The sequence below is a fragment of the Vreelandella boliviensis LC1 genome, assembly GCF_000236035.1.
Taxonomy (GTDB): Bacteria; Pseudomonadota; Gammaproteobacteria; order Pseudomonadales; family Halomonadaceae; genus Vreelandella; species Vreelandella boliviensis.
This window is the reverse complement of the sequence record NZ_JH393257.1, coordinates 407,254-427,270: the sequence shown is the minus strand read 5'-3', so window position 1 is coordinate 427,270 and position 20,017 is coordinate 407,254. Positions and strand designations below refer to the sequence as shown.

Genomic DNA, 20,017 nt, shown 5'->3' with positions numbered 1-20,017 from the left:
AATAACTCGCCGATGCCTAGACACGCATTAGAAAAAATTATCTTTTGGCAGCAATGTTTTTTTACTAAAATACCCAGCCCTAAATAGATAGGGCTGGGTAAACATCTGATACGAAAATTTTAAATATTGCTATGCTGATGCTTTAGAAGTCATATTTTAATGTCAAGTTTGCGCTACGTGGAGCGCCATACGCCAACTGCCCGAACCAAGCACCACTGTTGGTGTAATACTTCTCATCAAATAGATTGTTTATATTCAGCTGAGCGCTTAGTTCCGGTGTCATCTGATATCTGGCCATCAGTTGAGCAAGTGCATAACTACCCTGTTTTACTTCTTCGCTATTTCCCAAAGGGTTGGTTACCATTGTGTAGTTGGAACTTTGCCAATTGAAACCGCCACCGAGGGTTAATTCATTTAGTTTATAGGTAGTGAACAAGGTTGCGGTACGACGAGGTTGAGCGGTATTTACTGCTGAACCATCAGCATCTTCGGCCTGGAACTGTGACCACCCGAACATAAGATTCCAATCATCGGTAATAGCGCCAGACACTTCAAACTCATAGCCGACACTGGTGGTGCCTTCCGCCGCATATGATGCCTGGTTAGTGGTTCCAGGAACCAAATATCCCGTATCGGGCTGTGCCAAGTTATCCTGATCAATACGAAATACTGATAGCATGGCGTTCAGACGCCCTTCGAAATACTCCGCTTTTATACCAGTTTCATAGTTTTTACCTTCAAGTGGGTCAAGATAATTGCCATTTTTATCCTGCGCGTCTTGAGGATTGAAAATATCTGTATAGCTAACGTAAGCTGAATAGACATCATTAATGTCGTAGATTAAGCCAGCATACGGTGTGACTACCTGATGATGGCTAAAATCAAATAAGTCACCATTTGATTTCATACCTTCAATGTCCCAGTTAGTAATGCGACTACCCAGGATCAGCGTCAGTGGGTCAGCCAGCGATAAGCGTAAAGCGCCATAACCACCAAGTTGTTCAGTTTCTTTTCTCATATTGGTTGTTTGTTGACCCCAGTCAGGCTCTGGATAAGAGCCATCCCACGCATAGAAATTTCCAACTGAGGGAACATTCAGTGCATTACGACGTTCGGAAGTAAAGTCCTGATTGTTGTGCATAAGACCTACAGTCATCTCATGGTCACGACCAGAAAATTCAAATGGCAGGTTACCATAGATATCGATGTTGTCCTGCTCTCGTTCAAATTCATACCAAGCTGGAAATGCGCCCATTCCAAGGCCGGTTTGCCTATCTGGAGAACCGGACAAATAGACTAACGGTAAATCAGCTTGATTAATATTTTTGCTATAAGCTGCGTAAATCGATGCGCCAGAATCGAAGTTATGCTCAAGGTTTACGAAGTAGTTGGTGACTTCTGAATCCCATCTTGTCCAGTCTGCGCCGACCGTTTTAGAACGAGACCAATCTGTTCTTTCTCCATTACTAAACCAAACAGGCAAACCACCCCAGGTTGAGGCGGTGGGCCTGTTTCGTTGGTGGCTGATGCCAATGTTCATCAAGGTATTATCAGTGATATCGGCAGCTAAAGTGCCATAAAAAACAGATTTTTCATTTTCCAGCGAATCAACAAAAGAACCTTCTTCGAGATAGCTGCCAACGACTCGGCCACGTACGGTTCCAGCTTCATTTAATGGCGTTGAAATATCCACTGTACCCTGATGGCGATCCCAGCTGCCAGCACTGATAGCGGCATGCCCAGTAAATTCCTCACTATCCGCTTTCTTACGTACAAGGTTAATCGCGGCCGAAGGATCCCCCGCGCCGGAAGTTAAACCGCTCGCACCACGAACTACTTCTATACGGTCATAAAGTATGGTGTCCATTTGTGATTCACCAGCGGAATAACCACTTTCCCAAGCCGTTGGTACACCATCAATTTGATAATTATTAATCTCAAACCCACGTGCTGAAAAAACATGTCTTTGGCTATCTTGCTGAGTTGAAGTGAGGCCCGTCGTTGTATTGACCACATCCGTCAGTGATTCTAACTGCATATCATCAATCAGTTGTCGGCTGATAACTGATACTGATTGCGGTGTTTCACGAATGGATAAGCCTAGCCGCGTTGCGGTATTCATTGAGTCAGTTGTGTATGAGCCTGTTCCTTCCGTCGAAGCATCACGCAGGTACTCGCCGGTTACCTGGACGGTGGGCAATGTATTGATCGTTTCGTCGTTTTCAGCCTCTTGCGTCATGGTGCCTTGAGCGAAAGCCGCTGGAGCCACGAATAGCGTTGCAGCGCAGGCATTGGCAATGGCCACGGTGAGCAATTGCCTGCGCAGGCCGGTACGAAGTTGGTGCATAGTAATCCCCTTGCATGATATTTTTAATGTTAATAGTAATTGTTATTATTAGTATTATGTTCTGTATTTGTACGCTCTTGCAACACTCTGTTGCTCAAAATGCTACCCGTGGCAAGAAGCGTCAGATGTACGATCCATGCCGTACCCCATGCGGCGACAACTAAACATCTACTGGGTTTGGATGGTTGCTGAGATGCTGCCGTAGCGCCTTGGCGATATCCGCGCGTACCTGACCGGTGGCATCTGGCGCGATGCTGCCCAGGCGTGCGAAGTCGTGCACCATGCCGGGGTAAAGGGTCAGTTGGGTATCCACGTTCACTTGCTGTAAACGGTTCACGTAGGGCGATGCCTTCGTCGACCAGGTGGCATGTTCGGCTAGGGTGATAAACGCAGGTGGTAGGTTTTTGAGTTCAGCAGCTTCTAGTGGCGCAAAACGCCAGTCGTGGCGTTCCTCATCGTTATTGAGATAGTGACCAAACATCCACTGCAGGGTGTCTGTTTCCAGCAGGTAGCTTGTGCGTATCGGCGGTGAGACTCGCTGTTCTGCCAGACACTGGTGCAGGGGTAGAGCAGAATCTGGCAGCGTGGAAGATGCCAGTTATTATCACGCGCTGACATACAAAGCCCAGTGGAGAGGGTGCCGCTCTTACACCAAGTGGGCCGCTGGCCGGGTACACGAGAAATTGTTGCTCACCCAAACTTTATTGTGGTCTACCAAGTGGCGGATCGCATTGAGGCCATATCAGTGGTCCACTCTCGACAAAATTATCCCTGACGCCTATCCGTGCTGAATTAACGTTTAGTGACTCTTAAGCAGCGGATTAAAATTTTATCAATTTACCCCCACCATCCGCGCCAGTACCTTGTCCTTGAACCAGCAGCGGTGAATCAGTGCCATCGCTATATGGCCGATGACTAATCCACATAGCAGCCACGAGAGTGGGCCGTGAAGCAGATCGGCGGGTGCGATCATCCAGGTGATGTTGCGCTCCGCTTCGGGCAGTAGCTCCAGGCCATAAAAGCGCAGTGCGCCGCCGCGACCGTATTGGCGCAGAATGGCGAAAGCGGGTAGCCACAACAGCAGCCCATAAAAGGTGATATGCACCAGGCGCGCCATGCGACCACCTAATCCAGTCGGCTGTGGAGGACGTTGCTTGCGGTTGACCCATGCCCAGCCAAGACGCGCGAGGGTCACGATCAGGATCAGAAACCCTAACGAGCCGTGGGGGCCGATACTTGCCAAAAACAGCGTAATCGCGTTTTCACCCATTCCCCGCCAAGCAAGCAACACGGTGAATTGCAGCGTGACCAGCGCGGCGGTCAGCCAGTGCAGCGCACGGCTTATTCGTCCGTAGTGGCTGGGGCTGTCTCCCCAGCCAATAGGCGTTTGGGCTGGCGTGCTTATGTGATCACTGTGCAGCGCTGTGCTGTTTGCTGCTCCTTTACCCATTGGCCTTGCCCTGGCGCCAGTAGCCCATGCTGGTGACGTACTGTTTGGGTAGCCCGCACTCGTTAACCAAGTAGCGACGCAGCTTCATGGCGACTTTGGTTTCAGCGGCGATCCAGGCGTAGAAGGGCGCGCTGTCATCCAGAGTGGCGGGTTCCCAGAGTGGGCCGTCCTCATCGTCGCTTTCGTCGTTGGTCGTGGCGCTGGTAGTAGCGTTAGCAGGCGTGCCGCCTAGCGCTTGAATTTCCCTATGCAAATCGATATCGCGCAGCGCTCTCATCAGCAGCTCACCGTGTTGGCAGCCGTGCTCGGCATCGCGGGCCAACCACTGCAGCTTGGCGGCTTGGGGCAGCGGCTGAACATCGTCACTGCGGGGCACTTCGAACAGCGCTTCGACCCTGGGTTTGAGAGGCAGGTCATCGAGGGTTTCCAGAATACCAGCGGCGGCGGGGAGAGCGGTTTCATCGGCGATAATCAGAATCCGGCGCACGTTCTGGGGCGGCTTCCACTCGTAACCCAGTTTTGGGCCATCCGCGTTGGCGACGGGGGCTGTCATAGCAAGGCGGTCGCCGGGGCGGGCGCGTATTGCCCAACGTGAGGCGGGGCCATTGTCACCATGGAGTACGAACTCCACATCCACCTCGGCTTGTTCCGGGCGCAGAGCGCGAATGGTGTAGGTGCGAGCTGAGGGCCTTTGGGCATCCGGCAGTGCGCGGTAGGCGCCGTACCAGTCGTGCTCCTCCAGCTTGGCGATTTCAAACAGCGGGTCGAGGCTGCCACCGCCTTCGGGGAAGAATAGCTTGACACGCTGATCCGGGGCGTAGGTCGCCATGTGGCCGACGTCTGGGCCCGTAAAGGTAAACCTGACGAGCGAAGCGCTGACCTGGGTGCGCCGGGCGAGGGTGATATCGAAAAGCCGGTAGCTCTGCTTGGCCGCCATAGTCACTGTCTCCATCAATAAAGGTGTCAATTGTAGTGCTAATTATTATCATTTAGAATCGTTGTTAATAATTTAATCACTAACTCCCATCAACTCGCATTTATAAATAGTAAGGCTAAGAAAATGACGCTGCTGCCTATCACGTCTCTTTTGGCGAACTGTTCGGTTATTACAATAGGGGGCTCGCTATGCTAGGCGCCGCGCAATTTGCCCAACGAATGGGGGGGATGTCGCCCGCTAAAGCCTGCCTATTGCTTAGCCTGCCCATGGTGGTGCTGTTTTGGGTGGGCCTAGAGGGCCAAGGCGGTCTTACACTAGGCCTGCAGGCATTAGTGGCGCCCTCTTTTGAAAACGTTGATGAGTTGCTGCTTTACTACGCTTGGTGGCCGCGCCTTTCGATCGCGCTGCTGGCCGGGGGCGGCTTGGGGCTGGCAGGCGTGCTCATGCAGCAGGTGCTGCGCAACCCGCTGGCCTCGCCCACCACCCTAGGGGTGGCATCGGGCGCTAACCTGGCGTTGATGACCGCCACCTTGCTGGCGCCGGGGCTGCTTGTCGCTGGGCGCGAATGGGTCGCCTTATTGGGTGGCGCGCTGGCGGTTGGGTTAGTTTTCCTGCTCTCGTGGCGGCGCGGGCTGGCGCCTATTGTGGTGGTGCTGTCAGGTCTGGTCGTTAATTTGTACCTGGGGGCGCTATCCACTGCGTTGCTGCTGTTTAACCACGAGGCGCTCTCGGGACTGCTGATTTGGGGCGCGGGCTCGCTGGCGCAAAACGGTTGGGATGGTGTGGCGATTCTCTGGCCACGGCTGGCGATTAGCTGTGTTGCCGCCTGGTTTCTGCTGCGCCCTCTGGCAGTATTGGAGCTGGACGATGCCAGCGCCAAGAGCCTGGGGGTTTCGCTGACCTATCTGCGTTTTGCGGGCATGGGACTGGCAGTATTTATTACCGGGAGCATTGTCAGCGTGGTGGGCATCATCGGTTTTATCGGCTTGGCAGCGCCCAATATTGTGCGCATGGCCGGGGCACGCCGGTTAGGGCCGCGGCTGTTGTGGTCGGCGCTGCTTGGGGCTGTGCTGCTGACCACCACGGATCTGCTGCTGCAGCAGTTCGGGGGCATGGTGGCGGCCTTTATCCCCACCGGGGCGATTACCGGTGCCCTGGGGGCACCGCTGTTAATGTGGCTGATCCCACGCCTGAAACTCCAAGGCGACCAGCCGCCGAAAGGGGCGGGTGTTTTCGCTCATCGCCACCCTGCGCCGTCACGTTTAGCCACTGGTTTAATCCTCGCGTTACTGGGGGCAACGATCCTCGGCTTGCTGTTTGGCCAGGGCGTAGATGGCTGGTATTGGCTGGCGCCGGATAACTGGAACGTGATGCAGTGGCGCATGCCGCGGGTAAGGGCGGCCGCCGCCAGCGGGTTAATGCTGGCGATTGCCGGCACGATTCTGCAGCGCCTTTCCGCCAACCCGATGGCCAGCCCTGAAGTGTTGGGCATCAGCGGTGGCTGTGCCATTGCGCTGATTCTGGGGATTTTCCTGCTGCCAGCGCCCACTAATATGATGCTGATTGGTGTGGGAACGTTAGGGGCTTTCGCAACGCTGCTGGTGCTGGTGGGTATCAACCGCAAGAGCGGTTATCTCCCCGAACGTTTGCTGCTCACCGGGGTGGCGGTCAGTGCGCTGTTTGATGCGGTGCGTAGCGTGATGCTGGCGGGTGGCGACCCTCGCGGCCAGCAGGTGATCGCCTGGCTGGCGGGCTCTACCTACTATGTGGATATCACCAATGCCGTTGTCGTCGGCGGTATCGCCGCCGTACTGGCGCTGGTCACGCTGCCCTTTACCCGCTGGCTGGATATCTTGCCATTAGGCGCGCCTACCGCCAAAGCGCTTGGAGTAACGCTGAACCGTGCCCGCCTGGCGCTGCTATTGCTGGTGGCGCTACTCACCGCCTGCGCCACCCTGGTGGTTGGGCCGCTGTCGTTTATTGGCTTGCTGGCGCCGCATATGGCGCGTTTGGTCGGCTTCTCCCGGGCAGGGCAGCATCTGCTGGGCGCGGCGTTGATTGGTATGCTGTTGATGGTGCTGGCGGATTGGGTCGGCCGTCAGATTATTTTCCCATACGAGATGCCGGCCGGCTTGGTCGCCTCCCTGATCGGCGGCGCTTACTTTATGTGGGGACTGCGGCGGCTATGAGTCATGTGGCGACCAAACCGAGTGAGCTTTCAGCAACGATGGATCCCGCGGAGGCGCTGTTAGCGCTGTACCGCCAGCCGCCGCTGGATAACCTGAAAGCCCCAGCGTTTGGTCAGCCTGACGAACCGACACTGGCAACCTCTGGGTTGCTGGATCGAGGCTTCTTGAGTGAGCAATTGGCGCGCTACGGCCGCAGCCACGGTGAAGGTGCCGACCGCAAAGCCGTTGCTTCAATCTGGTCGAAGTATCATTTCAGCATTGTCTCGATTCCGACGCTGGTGGCCAATCTGCTCCTCGGTTACGCGTTGCCGGTGGGTATAAACGAACTACGGCTGGCGCTTGGCGATAAAGGTCAGACCGGGCGTATCTGGTTGCCCCATGGTGGCGTCCCGCTCTCCTCTCAAGCGCCCCAGACACGCTTTACCACGCTTTTTGACGACCACTGTGCGCCACTGATTGAGGCGCTTGCAGCGGTCTCTGGGCTTTCTACCAAAGTGTTTTGGAGCAACCTTGGCGCCTATGTGGAGTTCGTGGGGAAGACCTGCTCGCGGCTTCCGGAATTCATCGGCGCGGGTGACCCGCTGCTGGATTATCTCGATACCAAGACGCTCCCCGATGGGCGCCGCAATCGGCTTTATCAGCCAGTGCGCTATCTGGAACTGGGTGGTGAGACGCCAACCCGGGTGAGGCGGCTGTGCTGTATCAAATACCGGCCGCGGGGGGAGCCACTTTGCGGCGGCTGCCCGCTAAAACCTGAAAATAAGCCGGCCAAGCGTCGGCGCTAACCTTCGAATCGCCAAAGGAGCCTTGTCATGGAGCTGTTGAGGATTGTATGGCGTGATTACCGCTGGCCGTTTGTGGCCGTGGTGGTACTTAGCCTAATAAGCGCTGGCTTGGGCATTGGTGTCATCGCTTTTATCAATCAACGGCTGCTGGGTACTTTCACTGACCCTTGGCGCATACTGCCCGAGTTCCTGGGGCTGATAGCGCTGCTACTGGTTATTACCTTGGCATCCCAGTTGGCGCTGACCACGCTGGGTCATCATTTCGTCTACCGGCTGCGGGGGCAGTTGATCAAGCGAATTCTGGATACCAATATCGAACGCGCCGAGCAGATTGGCAGTGCGCGCCTGTTGGCGAGCCTCTCCACCGACGTGAGTTCAGTGACCGTTGCGTTTATACGCTTGCCGGAACTGGTGCAGGGTGGGGTGCTGACGATCGGCGCCACGCTTTACCTGGCGTGGCTTTCGCCTGCCATGCTGGGGGTCACCGCGCTCTGGGTGATCGTGACTATTTTAATTGGTATACGCTTGGTGGCGCGGGTCTATGGGCATATGGCCAAACTGCGCGAAATACAGGATCGCCTCTACGCGGATTATCAATCGGTAATCGAAGGGCGCAAAGAGTTGGCGCTCAATCGCGACCGTGCCGAATGGCTGTATCGCGATGTCTACACCCCTAACGCAAAGGATTGTCGGCGCCATTTTATACTTGGTGATACCTACCATCTTAGCGCGGTGAACTGGTTCAACATCATGATGCTGGGGGCGATTGGCCTAGCGTTCTTCCTGGCCAATGGTCTGGGCTGGGCATCGGTGCAGGTCGCCACGACGTTCTCACTCACGCTACTGTTTCTACGTGGGCCGCTGATGCAGGCCATTGGTGCCTTTCCGACGCTAATTAACGCCCGGGTAGCGTTCGAAAAGATCAGCAGTTTAGACCTGGCAGAGCACCGTGAGGCATTCGGCCACTCTTCGCTGCGCCACAACTGGCAGACGCTAACCCTGGAGCAGGTCAGCTATCGCTACCCGGATGAGGAATCCCGGCCGGGCTTTGCTATCGGCCCTATCGATCTGACCTTAAATCGCGGCGAAGTGGTGTTTCTGATTGGTGGCAACGGCAGTGGCAAATCGACCCTGGCGAGGCTTCTAACAGGGCTTTACCAGCCGCAAAGCGGCTCTGTCCGAGTCGATGGTAGGCCGCTGCAGGAGGAGGACTGGACACGCTATCGCCAACACTTCTCGGCGATTTATACCGACCTGCATCTATTTGACCGTTTGATGGGCCCCGCGGGCGAGTCACCCGACCCGGCGCTAATGGAAGAGTGGCTGGCGGCTCTAGGCATGCACAGCAAGCTCGACTTTGACGGTAATCGCGTCACCAACATTAACCTCTCCCAGGGCCAACGCAAGCGTCTGGCGATGCTGCTGGCCGTGGCGGAGCAGCGCGACCTGTTGCTGCTGGACGAGTGGGCGGCCGACCAGGATCCGCAGTTTCGGCGAGTCTTCTACCGTGAGCTACTGCCGGAGCTTAGGGCGTTGGGCAAGACGCTGGTGGTCATCAGCCACGATGATCATTACTTCGACCAGGCCGACCGGTTGCTGGAAATGCGCCAGGGTCAGTTGGTCGAACTCACCGGCGAACAGCGTGAAGCCGCCAGTCGCGATGCGGTGGCAAGGGTGAGCGACTAGCCGTACCGATTATCTGGCTAGCTGATCTATTAGGATAAAATCATTGATAAGTAACCACCGATTAGCGCCAGTACGGTCGTAAGGGCATAGCTCACAGGGTAGGGGACAGCGGCCACTGAGCTTCCCGATTCTTCAATAATGGCGTTCAGGCCCGGTGTGCTATTACGCCCACCGGTAGTCGCGCCATCAGCGATAATGGAGTTGAGACCGAAAAATCTAATGCCGACCCAAAAAGCAATTAGTGGCGGCAACAGCGCACCGATAGTGCCAATCAATGCCAGCCATAAGATTGTGTCACCTCCTAAAGCCGTGATGACTTTTGGCCCGACATTGGCGGAGAGAACGGCAACAAATGCATTCAGTCCAAAGTCCTGTAGAAAGCTACGCGCTCCCTCATGGACTGGCCCACCAAATTCAGGGTTCCGGCTGCGGAAATAGCTGACTCCCACACCTGCAAGAATGCACCCTGCCGAGGTTCCTAACGAGAAAGGAATGCCAGAAACAGTGACAGTCACGATACCAACTAGATACCCCGCCAGCATGGCTAGTGCCAGATAAAGTACTTCGGATTTCATGGTTGGCAGAATCGCGTGACCGCCAAGTTGCTTCGCTGCGGCTTTAAGTGCAATGTCAGGGCCTGTTAAGCGTAGCACATCGCCAAATAGTACGATGCTTTTAGGCCCAAATGGGAGTTCGTTACCACCTCGAAATAGGGCTTGTACCTCAACACCTCCAGTTCCATGGCTTGCCAGTTCTTTGAGAGTCTTACCTGAGACCGCATGCGAACCAACATGAATGTCCGCGACCTCCAAAGGAACGCTACGAGCAAGCTGACTATCGGATTCGGGCCCTATCAGTTCACCTTCCCTGAGAATCAGGTCGTGCACATTCGCACGCACGGTCACGATATCGTTCATGGTGAGAATAGTGTTGGCAGAAAGTTCCAACACCGCTTCATCGCGCACTACACGCAGGATTGGAACCTGGGGGTAGTCGTTGATCAACTGCGACAGACTACGTCCTACAAAGCTGTCGTGGGTTACGGAAAAAGCGCGTAGATCATACGGAGAGAACCCTATAGTCAAAGCCCCCGGCGCCCCAGGCACTGGATGCGTAGCACCACCACTATAATCGGCCTCAGCAAGTTTTGCGTCGGCCTTAGCATCACGGCCGAAAATACGCGGAAGATAGCGGATCAACAAGATAATGCCGATACTCGACAGCACATAGCTAATGGCATAGGCTGCGGCCATATTGGCCCCAACCTCTTCGATGGTCATCCCTGGGGGAGGAGCATAGGCGCCACTAGCTAATGCTCCTTGGCCTACACCGAGAATTGCCGTAATAGTGTAGCTGCCCGAAATGAGCCCCGTTGCATAGCCTGGGGCCAGCCCTGCCCAAGATGCGCCGACATAGCAAATGATCCAATTCAAAGCCCAAACGATGATACCTATTCCAATAAAGGCAAGACCTCCCTTGCGTAGCCCTGAAAAGAACTGCGGCCCGACTTTCAGGCCAAGGGCGTACATGAAAAGCAGGAGCATGAATGAAGATAAAATTCCAGGGATGGAATAGGTTATTCCGTAGGCAGCCTCAGCGATCATTGATATTACGACCCCCACAAGCAAGGTGCCTGCAGTAGAGCCGAGCGAGACATCCTTTACATTTAACTTCCCGACTAGGGTGCCAAAAGTAAGAACGAGAAGAATGAATGCAATTGGCTGATTTCCTAATAGCTGAAAAAATCCATGAAGTCCTGTTTCAGCTACTGGTTCTATTCTATCGAAAATCTGCCCGATCACGCGCCCCCCCTCGGAGGGCGTTTCACGTTGAGCCGCGGCAGGCCCTGCGACAAACATTAATGTTAAACAAGCTTTGAAAACGAAGGTGTTATTGAGTGCTGCATCGCACTTATGCATCTTAGCCATGGTGGAACCCCGGTTTTGCGGTCGAGTGTGGCACAGGGTTCTGCGCTAAATGGTTGATCGCTCGCTTCATGTCATCAAGAAGAAGGTGAGCCAGATCACGACTGACACCATGGCGGATCAGAATGCGTTGAACGACGGTTTCTTGCCGGTTTGATGGCAGGGGGTAGGATGCTATCTGCCAACCACGCATCCGCAACCGCTCTGAAAGATCATAAAGGGTAAAGCCATGATCTAAGTCAGTCAGTTTGTAGGCGACAGCAGGTAAGCCGCCATGCCCGTCATACACCATTTCGAAGGGTCCAATTTTGGCTAGTTTAGCTCCCAGCCACTGCGCCGTATCAGAGCAGGCTTGCTGAATGGCTGTGTAGCCATCGCGGCCGAGGCGCAAGAAATTGTAGTATTGAGCTATGATCTCACCGCCTGGACGGGAAAAGTTGAGCGCGAAGGTCGGCATGTTACCGCCGAGATAGTCAACGTAGAAGATCAGGTCTTCGGGCAGGTCTTCCTTCGATGCCCAAATAATCCAACCCACCCCTAATGGAGCAAGCCCATACTTATGTCCTGATGCATTAATAGACCGAACCCGTTCAATTTGAAAATCCCACACCAAGTCACGTTGTATAAATGGAGCAATAAAACCACCGGATGCAGCATCGACATGAATTGGGATATCTAATCCTAGATCGCGCTCTAGCGCATCCAACTCACAGGCCAAAGCCTCAACCGGTTCATAAATACCTGTGAATGTAACGCCGAGCGTAGCAACGACACCGATGGTATTCTCATCGCAATACTTTCGGAGATCCCCTGGCTGCAGGCCAAGAGCATCGCCTTCAAGGGGAACTTCCCTGATTTCAACATCGAAATACCGCGCGAATTTTTTCCAGCAGATTTGCACAGGTCCAGTCACGATGTTCGGCTTGCTGGTGTCTTTACCTTCTGCTTCCCTGCGCTGGCGCCACTTCCATTTGAATGCCAGGCCACCCAACATTGCTGCTTCGCTTGAACCTGTTGTAGAGCACCCTACTGTTTCCCATGATTTCTGGGCGTGCCATAGATCTGCGAGAATATGTACGCAGCGGTTCTCGATCTCCGCTGTTTGAGGATACTCATCCTTGTCGATCATGTTTTTGTCGACGGCATCCGTCATCAATTGCTTAACTTCATCATCCACCCATGTGGTGCAGAACGTGGCGAGGTTTTGTCGAGCATTGCCATCCAATAAAAGCTCATCTCTCACCAGCGAGTAGGCCGCATGCGGTTCAGTACGCTGCTCTGGTATCCGAAATTTAGGTAGGCTCTTTTCTGAAGTGTTGGTTGCATAAACATCTCGTAAGCTCGATTGATCGTCTAAATTAATGCGGTGAATGGGCATGCTAAATTTCCTTTTTTTTCGAGGGTACGTTAGTGAATTCGCGGCTCTGTGGTGATTTGCATACTTGATAGCCAAACAAAATCCAACTGCTCTGTGTACTAGCACCCCAAAGCCATCTTTTAGGTTAGTGGCAGGCTTCCTACGAAATTTATATGCTAAGTAAAATTTGATAATCCAAAAAGGAAAGCGGTTATATATTAGATTAGTTTAATTAAGAGTAATCTGCCGATATTTTCTGTCGCAGATCTCAATTGGCATGAAATGTTTGAGTATGCTGTCTCTACTACCTTGACAGGCATTGACACTGCTTTCGAATTGAAAAAGAATAAGAATCATTTTCGAAAATGGCGTTGGACTATTTCTTATGGCGGCGGCACCCCCATCAGCCGAAACCACGGCATACCACACCGGCTGCCGGGACTCACTCAGTCAGCTCTATCACCACCATCACCCCTGGTTGCAGCAGTTGCTGAGTCGGCGGTTGGGCTGCGGCGAATCGGCGGCAGACCTGGCCCAAGACGCCTTTGTGCGCCTGCTGCAAACGCCGCGGCATCTGGATAGCTTCGACGGTGCCAGAGCCTACCTTAGCCGCATGGCTAAAGGGCTGTGCGTTGATCATTGGCGACGCCAGGATATCGAAAGGGCTTGGCAAGAGGCGCTGGCTGCCCGCGCTGAGGCGCATTTGCCCTCCGCCGAACACCAGCAGATCGTCATCGAGACCCTGTGCGAGATAGACCGTATGCTGTCGCGACTGCCTGAAAAGGTCGCCACTGCCTTTCTGGCCTCTCAACTGCACGGCAAACCCTATCGGCAGATTGCTGAAGAACTCGGCGTTTCCGAACGAATGGTCAAGAAGTACATGGCCCAGGCCATGCTGCAATGTGCATTGATCGAAGCCGGTTTCGAGGCCAGCCTCTAAATGGCCTCTGCCGTCAGCCATGATGAAGCCGCCAAGCGCCGCGCGCTGGCAGAGGCCGCCGAGTGGTTTGCCGAATGGCAGGCAGGCGAGCTCTCTTCAGCCCAATATGAGCATTGGCAGGCGTGGCTGGAGGCCAGCGATACCCACCGCTGGGCCTGGCAACAAGTGGAAGGCGTTAGCCAGCGTTTCACCGCCAACCTGGATGAGACGGAGCGGCAGACCGCCGACCGGGTGATCAGCTCGGCGCGGCAACGACGACGAGGGCGGTGGCACCTGCTGAGTGGGCTCTCTACCCTGGCATTTGCGGCCGTGTTGATCGGGCTTTCCTGGCAGTGGACACCATTGCCCAAATGGGTCGCGTACTGGGGCGCCGACTACCGCACCGCTACCGGCGACATCACCCGCATTGAATTAGAGGATGGCACCCAAGTTTGGCTAAGCAGCGCCTCGGCGCTGGACGTAGACTACGACCACCAGCGGCGCCGACTGCAACTAGTGGCGGGCGAGGTGCTGATTACGACCGGCAAAGACCCCGAACGCCCCTTTTATGTAGATACCCGAAGTGCTCGGCTAACGCCCTTGGGCACTCGCTTTAGCGTGCGCCAACGCCAAACCGATGAACTGCTGGCGGTGTTTGAGGGCGCGGTGGCTATCCAGACTCTTGGCGATGCCGACCATGCTAGCCAGCGCCAGGTGGTCGACGCGGGGCAACAGGCCAGCTACGCCGTTAACGGCATTGGCGAACTCAACCCCGCCGACGGTAGCCGGGCTGCCTGGGCCAACGGTGTTTTGCTGGCAGAAAATATGTCGCTGAAAACGTTCGCCGCGGAGCTGAGCCAGCATCACCGCGGCCGTCTTGAGATCGACCCGGCGGTGGCGGATCTCACGCTGCTCGGCGCTTTCCCGCTTGATGACCTGGAGCGTACCTTGCACATGGTCGAGACCACGCTGCCGGTGACGGTGCGGCAAGTGATGCCCTGGTGGATCAAGATCGAGGCGGCCGGGTCAGGGCGCGAATAAAAACGTGCCAAGAATAAAAGGAAAAAATTAATTTTCCTGGTTCCCTTTTTTCGTGCGGGTTCGATTCCCCTATATAAGCAGCCAAAAACCATCTGCAAGGGGAACCGATATGCCGCAACAACGCTCTGTATTACCTTCATCGTTAGCCGTTACCCGTCAGCTCCCACGGCGCCGCCGCGCCCTCGCGCTGGCGGTTCATCTCGCCGCCGTTGGTTTGTTAGCCGCGCCGCTGCTGTCACCACCCGCCATGGCGCAAACCAGCCAGCAGCAAACACGCCAGTACGATATCCCCGCGGGCCCTGTTAGTTCGGCACTTAATCGCTTTGCCTCTGAGGCAGGTGTTTTTATCAGCGGCGCGGGTGAGTTGGGACAAGGGCGCCAGAGCCCTGGCCTGCAGGGCCAGTATGGGGTAGACGAAGGGCTCGAACGGCTGCTGAATGGCACCAGCCTTAGGGCCGTACGGCAGGGGGATGGCAGTTATCGGCTGGAGGAACGGCCAGATGGGGTGGCTTTGTCGACGGTTGAGGTGACTGGAGCGCGTCTGCCCTACGGCATGACCGAGAACATCGATTCCTATACAAGTGAAAGTGCTAGCATCGGATTGTTTTCACAGTCAGTTAAGGAAACGCCTCAGTCCATCAGCGTCGTGACGCGAGAACGTCTGGATGATCAAGGGACTACCTCGCTGGCTGAGGCCATGCGTAACGTTACGGGCATCACTGTGAACGAATACGGGGGTAACCAGTACACAATCAAGGCGCGTGGCTATAATATCGACTCCTTTCTTATGGATGGTAGCCCAGTTCAGAGTGTCGGTTCCGCTTGGCAAAGTGCCGGCGTATTTGATACAGCTCTGCTAGATCGTATAGAAGTGCTTCGTGGGCCCGCAGGCATCCTTCATGGCTCTGGCCAACCCAGCGGTACCATCAACTTAGTGCGCAAGCGCGCCTTAGGAGAAAGTCAGGCCTCGGTTTCCCTTTCTGCTGGCTCGGATGATGCTTACCGGAGTGTTATCGATGTTACCGGCGCACTAGATAGCGAAGGACGAGTTCGCGGTCGTTTCGTCGGTGTCTACGATGATAGGAACTCTTTTATTGACCACGTTTACTCAGAAAACCAGATAGGCTATGGCACGCTTGAGTTCGACTTATCCCCCGACACGACACTGTCGGTGGGCGTCACTTTACAAGATGAAGAGTTCCGCCCTCACTCAGGACTGCCTATCTATGGTGATGGCACATTACCCAATGTAGACCGCTCTACCTACCTCGGGTCCGACTGGGATAAGCAGGCAGGAGACGCGCAGCGCTACTTTCTTGAACTTGAGCATCGCCTCGAAAACGGCGGTGAAATTACATTTCAGGCCAACCGGCTGGATCGCGATGCAAGTTTGAAGAAAAGCAGCGAGGGGGATCTCACCACCGTCGAAAGAGATAGCGGTGATTTTATGGTTCGGCAGATTATTTGGGATACAGTCCAACAGGCTGATCACATTCAAGCTCAGGTTAGAACGCCATTTCAACTGGCTGGAGTTACCCATGAAGCAGTGTTGGGTGCGAGTTACCAGAATAGTGATCGGGATAGTGAATGGGCCTACGGCGATCCAAAATACCTTCCCCAGAATCTGTTTGATCCAGAATATGGTCGCGCGGAACCAAGCTTTGAAACAACCCCAGGAAGATCGAAGTTCAGTACAAAACAATACGCTACTTATGGCCAAGCGCGCTTCAATGTTATCGATGATTTCACTATTGCACTTGGTGGTCGAGTCAATTGGTGGGAAACGGATAATTTTATTATTGAAGGAGATAGTGGTACCGAATTTATTCCCTACGCTGGCTTGATCTATCGGCTTAACGAAGAGCTCAACCTTTACACCAGTTATACGGGTATTTTTGAGCCACAAACGGCGGCAGACAGCAATGGCGAACCGATCGATCCAAGAGAAGGAGAGCAGTACGAGTTCGGCATTAAGGGTTCCCATGCTGGGGGCGACTTAAACTGGCATGCTGCAGTTTTTCGTATTGAAGACACCAATCGTGCCTATACGGACCCTAATAACCCAGGTTTTTCAATTCCGATTGGCGAAGCCAAGAGTGAGGGCCTTGAGCTGGAGGTCAGCGGTCAGCTAATGCCCCGTTGGGATCTGAGTGCGGGTTATGCCTATACACAAACTGAATACGTAAGAGATGCTAACTCAGAGGGCCTTACACTTTCGCCGGATACGCCGGAACATAACTTCAACCTGTGGTCACGCTACCGCTTTAGCGATGATCCTAATCAGGGCTGGCGCGTGGGTGCCGGGATAAATACGGTAAGCAGTGTTTATGCCGAAAGCTTAGGTTTTCGTATCGAACAAGGGGGCTATACCACTGTTTCAGCCATGGCTGGTTATCGCGTCAATGAGAACTTGGACATCTCTCTAAATGGCAACAACCTGACTGATAAAGAGTATTACTCTTCAGTTCGAGGAATTACTAGGCACAACTATTACGGTACTCCACGCAACTTCATGATAACAATGAAGTATGACTTCTAAAAGCCAGCATAGCAGTGCTCAACATGTTTCTGAGCAAGCATTTTACTCAGCCTCACCTTAGTGGGGCTGAGTTTATTCAACAAATAAGGTTATGAAAGTGCCGGTTGCCAATATATCTTCCACTATATTTCATTAAAGGAGTTTGCTATGCTTCTTATCCAATCTATTCCTAGATTCTTGCGTACTCTTCCTTTCGTGCTGTTACTTTCCTTGAACACTAGTTCATCACTGGCTGCTTCAGCACCATCATCCATTGCGGTTTTCGATTGGACTACTGCGGAAGCACTTATCGCACTCAGACCTCCTGGTTCTGTTCTTATGGGTAATATTGCGGTGTTTCACACATGGACCGGCAATGAATATGCACATGCTGACATCACTGATATTGGAACACCATCATTTCCCAACCTAGAGCTGCTTAGTAGTATTAATCCCCATCGAATGCTTCTTGCACCTCGTCATACTCGGATGAAAACCGTACTAGATAATATTTCAACTTCAAGCTTAATTAAATTTTACCCTTACACTAGAAATACTGGCGAGGATATATGGTCAAGATTCGATGCTTTTGTTCTTGAGCTGGGTCAGCTTTCAGGGCGAAGAGCTGCAGCAGAAAAGTTGATTATGGATACTCAATCTAACTTGGAATCCCTTAAACATGAGTTGACTCCTCAGCCTCCTTTATTAGTCGTCCAGTTAATAACTGAGCAATATGTTCGCGTATACGGTGATAACAGTATATTTCAGGGAGTGCTAGATCGGTTGGGCCTTCGCAATGCATGGACAGGAGAGACCGACCAGTGGGGACGCTCACTGGTAAGTATCAGGGAACTCTTCAAGGTTCATCTCGAAGACGCGAGACTGGTCGTGATGGAAAGTGCATTCCCCGCAGGCATAGAAAACAATATCGAAACGAGTGGTATGTGGCGTTATCTTCCCAGCGTTCAGCGGGGTGATAATGTCGTTTTGCCATCGACTTTTTGGATAGCCGGCGTTCACCCCTCAGCCCTCCGCTTCGCCGAGGCTCTGGTTGAAGCACTGGAAACACCCGCTGCCCCCTAACGCGGCGGTTTCTCTTCAGGAATTTGATACTGCTAATACGTATATTGTGATGAACGCTATCACTTGCCGGAGGTGCCTGCTTTTCGCTTTTCTAGAGCATTTTTAGCGTGGGAAGGGGAGTAGGCTGCCTCGCAATCTTTCATATCCGTAACGCCAGGAATCAATATCAAGGGCTTGTATCCTCCTGGGGCACCCAATATGATGGCAATAATTATCATTTACATCATATTGAGGCCAGAAGGTAGCCATGTCGTCTGGGAATTACCCACTGCGCGAGCAGGTACATACCCTCTATTCCGAGCATTACCGCTGGCTTCTTGGCTGGCTGCGTGGTCGTTTGGGCTGTTCGCAGCAGGCGGCGGATTTTGCCCAGGATACCTTTGTGCGCATTCTGGGGCGCAGCGATGCCGAACGCCAGGTTGAAGCTATCCGAGAGCCACGCAGTTTTCTGACGACCATCGCCAATCGGGTTTTAATCGATCATTTCCGCCGCCACGCATTGGAAAAAGCTTATTGGGAAAGTCTGGCCCATCAGCCGGAACCGGTTGCCATTTCGCCAGAAGAGCAGGCCATCATGTTGGAAACCCTGCACGAGCTGGATGCCATGCTCAGCGGCCTGGGGAGTAACGTACGGCGAGCCTTCTTGTTATCGCAGTTACAGGGTATGCGTTACGTGGATATTGCCCAGGAGCTGGGTGTATCGCTCAGTTCAGTCAAAAAATACATGGCCAAGGCCACCGAGTCTTGTTTGCTCTATGCGCTGGAAGCGGAGCTGTAACCTTTGACTGTCACAGCCCCCCATGAACTGGCACAGTCTCGGCGGGAGGCACTGCAAGCGGCCGCGCAATGGTATGCACGCTTGTGTTCAGAAGAGGCAGGGCCAGCAGACGAGCAGGCCCTGCAGCAGTGGCTAGACAGCGACCCAATGCATCAGTGGGCCTGGCAGCGGGTAGACCAACTGCAGGCCCGGCTTGGTAGAGTGCCGGGCCACCTGGCACTAAACACACTGGAGCGTGCCGAACAGCACTTCAGTGTGAGCCGTCGTAGTGTGTTGAAAGGTCTGGCACTGGTGCTGGGCACGGGAACTCTGGGCGTGGCCGCCTACCGCCACACCACCGTAGAGCAATGGCTGGCGGACCCCCCCCCCGCCACTGGCGAGATCAAACAGCTAACGCTGGCGGATGGCACCACCCTGATACTGAACACCGCTTCGGCTGTGGATATCCACTTTAGTGCCAACGAGCGCCTGGTGATATTACGCGGAGGCGAAATCATGATAACCACCGCCAGCGATAGTAACGAGAACCCGCGGCCCTTCATTGTGCAAACGCCGCAGGGTAGGGTGCGCGCCTTAGGCACGCGGTTCTCGGTGCGGATGTTAGAAGCGGAAACCCAGGTCGCTGTGTTCGAGCACAGTGTGGAAGTGACTACTCACTCGGGGGCTCAAAACCAGTGCCCTGCTGGCCATCAGCTCACCTTTACCGCCGACACGGCGTCCCCACTGACAAGCCTGGCACCCACCGATGACGCCTGGACTAACCAGATGCTGGTGGTGCAAAACATGCCTCTGGATGCATTTCTTGCCGAGCTGGGCCGCTACCGCACAGGCGTTTTACGCTGCGCCCCCAGCGTGGCTAATTTCCGTATTACCGGCGCTTTCAGGGTAGACGATACCGATCAGGCATTGCATGCGCTGGGTAAATCCTTCCCGGTATCGGTCAATTTCCGCACGCGTTACTGGGTGACGGTGGACGAGGAAAAATAATTTTTGTCCATGGCG

At 54.1% G+C, this 20,017-nt stretch carries 15 protein-coding genes; 9 read left to right on the top strand and 6 right to left on the bottom strand.

Annotation, left to right across the window (positions count from 1 at the left end):
• Positions 1–142: 142 nt before the first annotated feature.
• From KUC_RS01835 to KUC_RS01820, 4 genes are all read right to left on the bottom strand, one after another.
• Positions 143–2,347, bottom strand: coding sequence for a TonB-dependent siderophore receptor (locus tag KUC_RS01835; protein WP_007111369.1), 2,205 nt, complete (start codon positions 2,345–2,347; stop codon positions 143–145).
• A 160-nt stretch (positions 2,348–2,507) separates the two neighbouring features.
• Positions 2,508–2,870 carry an alpha/beta hydrolase fold domain-containing protein gene (locus tag KUC_RS01830; protein ID WP_338036214.1) on the bottom strand — a complete coding sequence of 121 codons (363 nt, stop codon included), beginning with the start codon at positions 2,868–2,870 and terminating at the stop codon, positions 2,508–2,510.
• Positions 2,871–3,179: 309 nt separating this feature from the next.
• The gene (locus tag KUC_RS01825) at positions 3,180–3,797 is read right to left on the bottom strand and encodes a cytochrome b (RefSeq protein ID WP_007111366.1); all 618 of its coding nucleotides are present in this window, start codon (positions 3,795–3,797) and stop codon (positions 3,180–3,182) included.
• Positions 3,790–4,734, bottom strand: a complete 945-nt coding sequence (locus tag KUC_RS01820; protein ID WP_040479205.1) for a siderophore-interacting protein — start codon at positions 4,732–4,734, stop codon at positions 3,790–3,792. Before KUC_RS01820 ends, KUC_RS01825 begins: the two co-directional genes overlap by 8 nt.
• A 188-nt stretch (positions 4,735–4,922) precedes the next feature.
• Here KUC_RS01820 and fhuB point away from each other — a divergent pair, with 188 nt between their 5' ends.
• From fhuB to KUC_RS01805, 3 genes are read left to right on the top strand one after another with little or no spacing between them, the layout of a single operon-like run.
• Positions 4,923–6,923, top strand: coding sequence for a Fe(3+)-hydroxamate ABC transporter permease FhuB (gene fhuB / locus KUC_RS01815; RefSeq protein WP_007111364.1), 2,001 nt, complete (start codon positions 4,923–4,925; stop codon positions 6,921–6,923).
• Positions 6,920–7,708 (top strand): siderophore-iron reductase FhuF, encoded by a 789-nt coding sequence (gene fhuF, locus KUC_RS01810; protein WP_007111363.1) that lies wholly within the window; start codon positions 6,920–6,922, stop codon positions 7,706–7,708. The genes fhuB and fhuF overlap by 4 nt, the downstream gene beginning before the upstream one ends.
• Before the next feature lie 27 nt (positions 7,709–7,735).
• Positions 7,736–9,394, top strand: coding sequence for a multidrug ABC transporter permease/ATP-binding protein (locus KUC_RS01805; protein WP_007111362.1), 1,659 nt, complete (start codon positions 7,736–7,738; stop codon positions 9,392–9,394).
• Between the two features lie 29 nt (positions 9,395–9,423).
• Here the strand turns inward: KUC_RS01805 and KUC_RS01800 are convergent, their stop codons facing one another.
• Together KUC_RS01800 and gad are read right to left on the bottom strand one after the other, a co-directional pair.
• Positions 9,424–11,322, bottom strand: coding sequence for an aspartate:alanine exchanger family transporter (locus KUC_RS01800; RefSeq protein ID WP_141243394.1), 1,899 nt, complete (start codon positions 11,320–11,322; stop codon positions 9,424–9,426).
• Complete coding sequence (gene gad, locus KUC_RS01795; protein ID WP_007111360.1) at positions 11,315–12,697, bottom strand: glutamate decarboxylase; 1,383 nt, start codon at positions 12,695–12,697, stop codon at positions 11,315–11,317. Before gad ends, KUC_RS01800 begins: the two co-directional genes overlap by 8 nt.
• 364 nt (positions 12,698–13,061) lie before the next feature.
• Between gad and KUC_RS01790 the strand changes: the two genes are divergently transcribed.
• The 6 genes from KUC_RS01790 to KUC_RS01765 all read left to right on the top strand — a co-directional run bounded on the left by KUC_RS01790 (position 13,062) and on the right by KUC_RS01765 (position 20,002).
• Positions 13,062–13,616 carry a sigma-70 family RNA polymerase sigma factor gene (locus tag KUC_RS01790; RefSeq protein ID WP_040479203.1) on the top strand — a complete coding sequence of 185 codons (555 nt, stop codon included), beginning with the start codon at positions 13,062–13,064 and terminating at the stop codon, positions 13,614–13,616.
• A complete protein-coding gene (locus KUC_RS01785) occupies positions 13,617–14,636 on the top strand; it encodes a FecR domain-containing protein (RefSeq protein ID WP_007111358.1) in 1,020 nt (339 codons plus the stop codon). It abuts the gene before it with no gap.
• 109 nt (positions 14,637–14,745) lie between these two features.
• Positions 14,746–17,175 (top strand): TonB-dependent siderophore receptor, encoded by a 2,430-nt coding sequence (locus KUC_RS01780; protein ID WP_141243395.1) that lies wholly within the window; start codon positions 14,746–14,748, stop codon positions 17,173–17,175.
• Between the two features lie 147 nt (positions 17,176–17,322).
• Positions 17,323–18,237: an ABC transporter substrate-binding protein gene (locus KUC_RS01775; RefSeq protein ID WP_007111356.1), complete on the top strand. Its 915-nt coding sequence runs from the start codon at positions 17,323–17,325 to the stop codon at positions 18,235–18,237.
• Between the two features lie 247 nt (positions 18,238–18,484).
• Positions 18,485–19,015 carry a sigma-70 family RNA polymerase sigma factor gene (locus tag KUC_RS01770; protein WP_007111354.1) on the top strand — a complete coding sequence of 177 codons (531 nt, stop codon included), beginning with the start codon at positions 18,485–18,487 and terminating at the stop codon, positions 19,013–19,015.
• A gap of 3 nt (positions 19,016–19,018) precedes the next feature.
• Positions 19,019–20,002, top strand: a complete 984-nt coding sequence (locus KUC_RS01765; protein WP_007111353.1) for a FecR domain-containing protein — start codon at positions 19,019–19,021, stop codon at positions 20,000–20,002.
• Positions 20,003–20,017 lie beyond the last annotated feature (15 nt).

Bases quoted from the DNA above. Each gene is read 5' to 3' on its own strand.
- KUC_RS01780 (WP_141243395.1), top strand. From the start codon at position 14,746: ATGCCGCAACAACGCTCTGTATTACCTTCATCGTTAGCCGTTACCCGT.
- fhuF (WP_007111363.1), top strand. From the start codon at position 6,920: ATGAGTCATGTGGCGACCAAACCGAGTGAGCTTTCAGCAACGATGGAT.
- KUC_RS01770 (WP_007111354.1), top strand. From the start codon at position 18,485: ATGTCGTCTGGGAATTACCCACTGCGCGAGCAGGTACATACCCTCTAT.
- KUC_RS01790 (WP_040479203.1), top strand. From the start codon at position 13,062: ATGGCGGCGGCACCCCCATCAGCCGAAACCACGGCATACCACACCGGC.
- KUC_RS01775 (WP_007111356.1), top strand. From the start codon at position 17,323: ATGCTTCTTATCCAATCTATTCCTAGATTCTTGCGTACTCTTCCTTTC.
- KUC_RS01800 (WP_141243394.1), bottom strand. From the start codon at position 11,322: ATGGCTAAGATGCATAAGTGCGATGCAGCACTCAATAACACCTTCGTT.
- KUC_RS01805 (WP_007111362.1), top strand. From the start codon at position 7,736: ATGGAGCTGTTGAGGATTGTATGGCGTGATTACCGCTGGCCGTTTGTG.
- gad (WP_007111360.1), bottom strand. From the start codon at position 12,697: ATGCCCATTCACCGCATTAATTTAGACGATCAATCGAGCTTACGAGAT.
- KUC_RS01820 (WP_040479205.1), bottom strand. From the start codon at position 4,734: ATGGCGGCCAAGCAGAGCTACCGGCTTTTCGATATCACCCTCGCCCGG.
- KUC_RS01825 (WP_007111366.1), bottom strand. From the start codon at position 3,797: ATGGGTAAAGGAGCAGCAAACAGCACAGCGCTGCACAGTGATCACATA.
- KUC_RS01835 (WP_007111369.1), bottom strand. From the start codon at position 2,347: ATGCACCAACTTCGTACCGGCCTGCGCAGGCAATTGCTCACCGTGGCC.
- fhuB (WP_007111364.1), top strand. From the start codon at position 4,923: ATGCTAGGCGCCGCGCAATTTGCCCAACGAATGGGGGGGATGTCGCCC.
- KUC_RS01785 (WP_007111358.1), top strand. From the start codon at position 13,617: ATGGCCTCTGCCGTCAGCCATGATGAAGCCGCCAAGCGCCGCGCGCTG.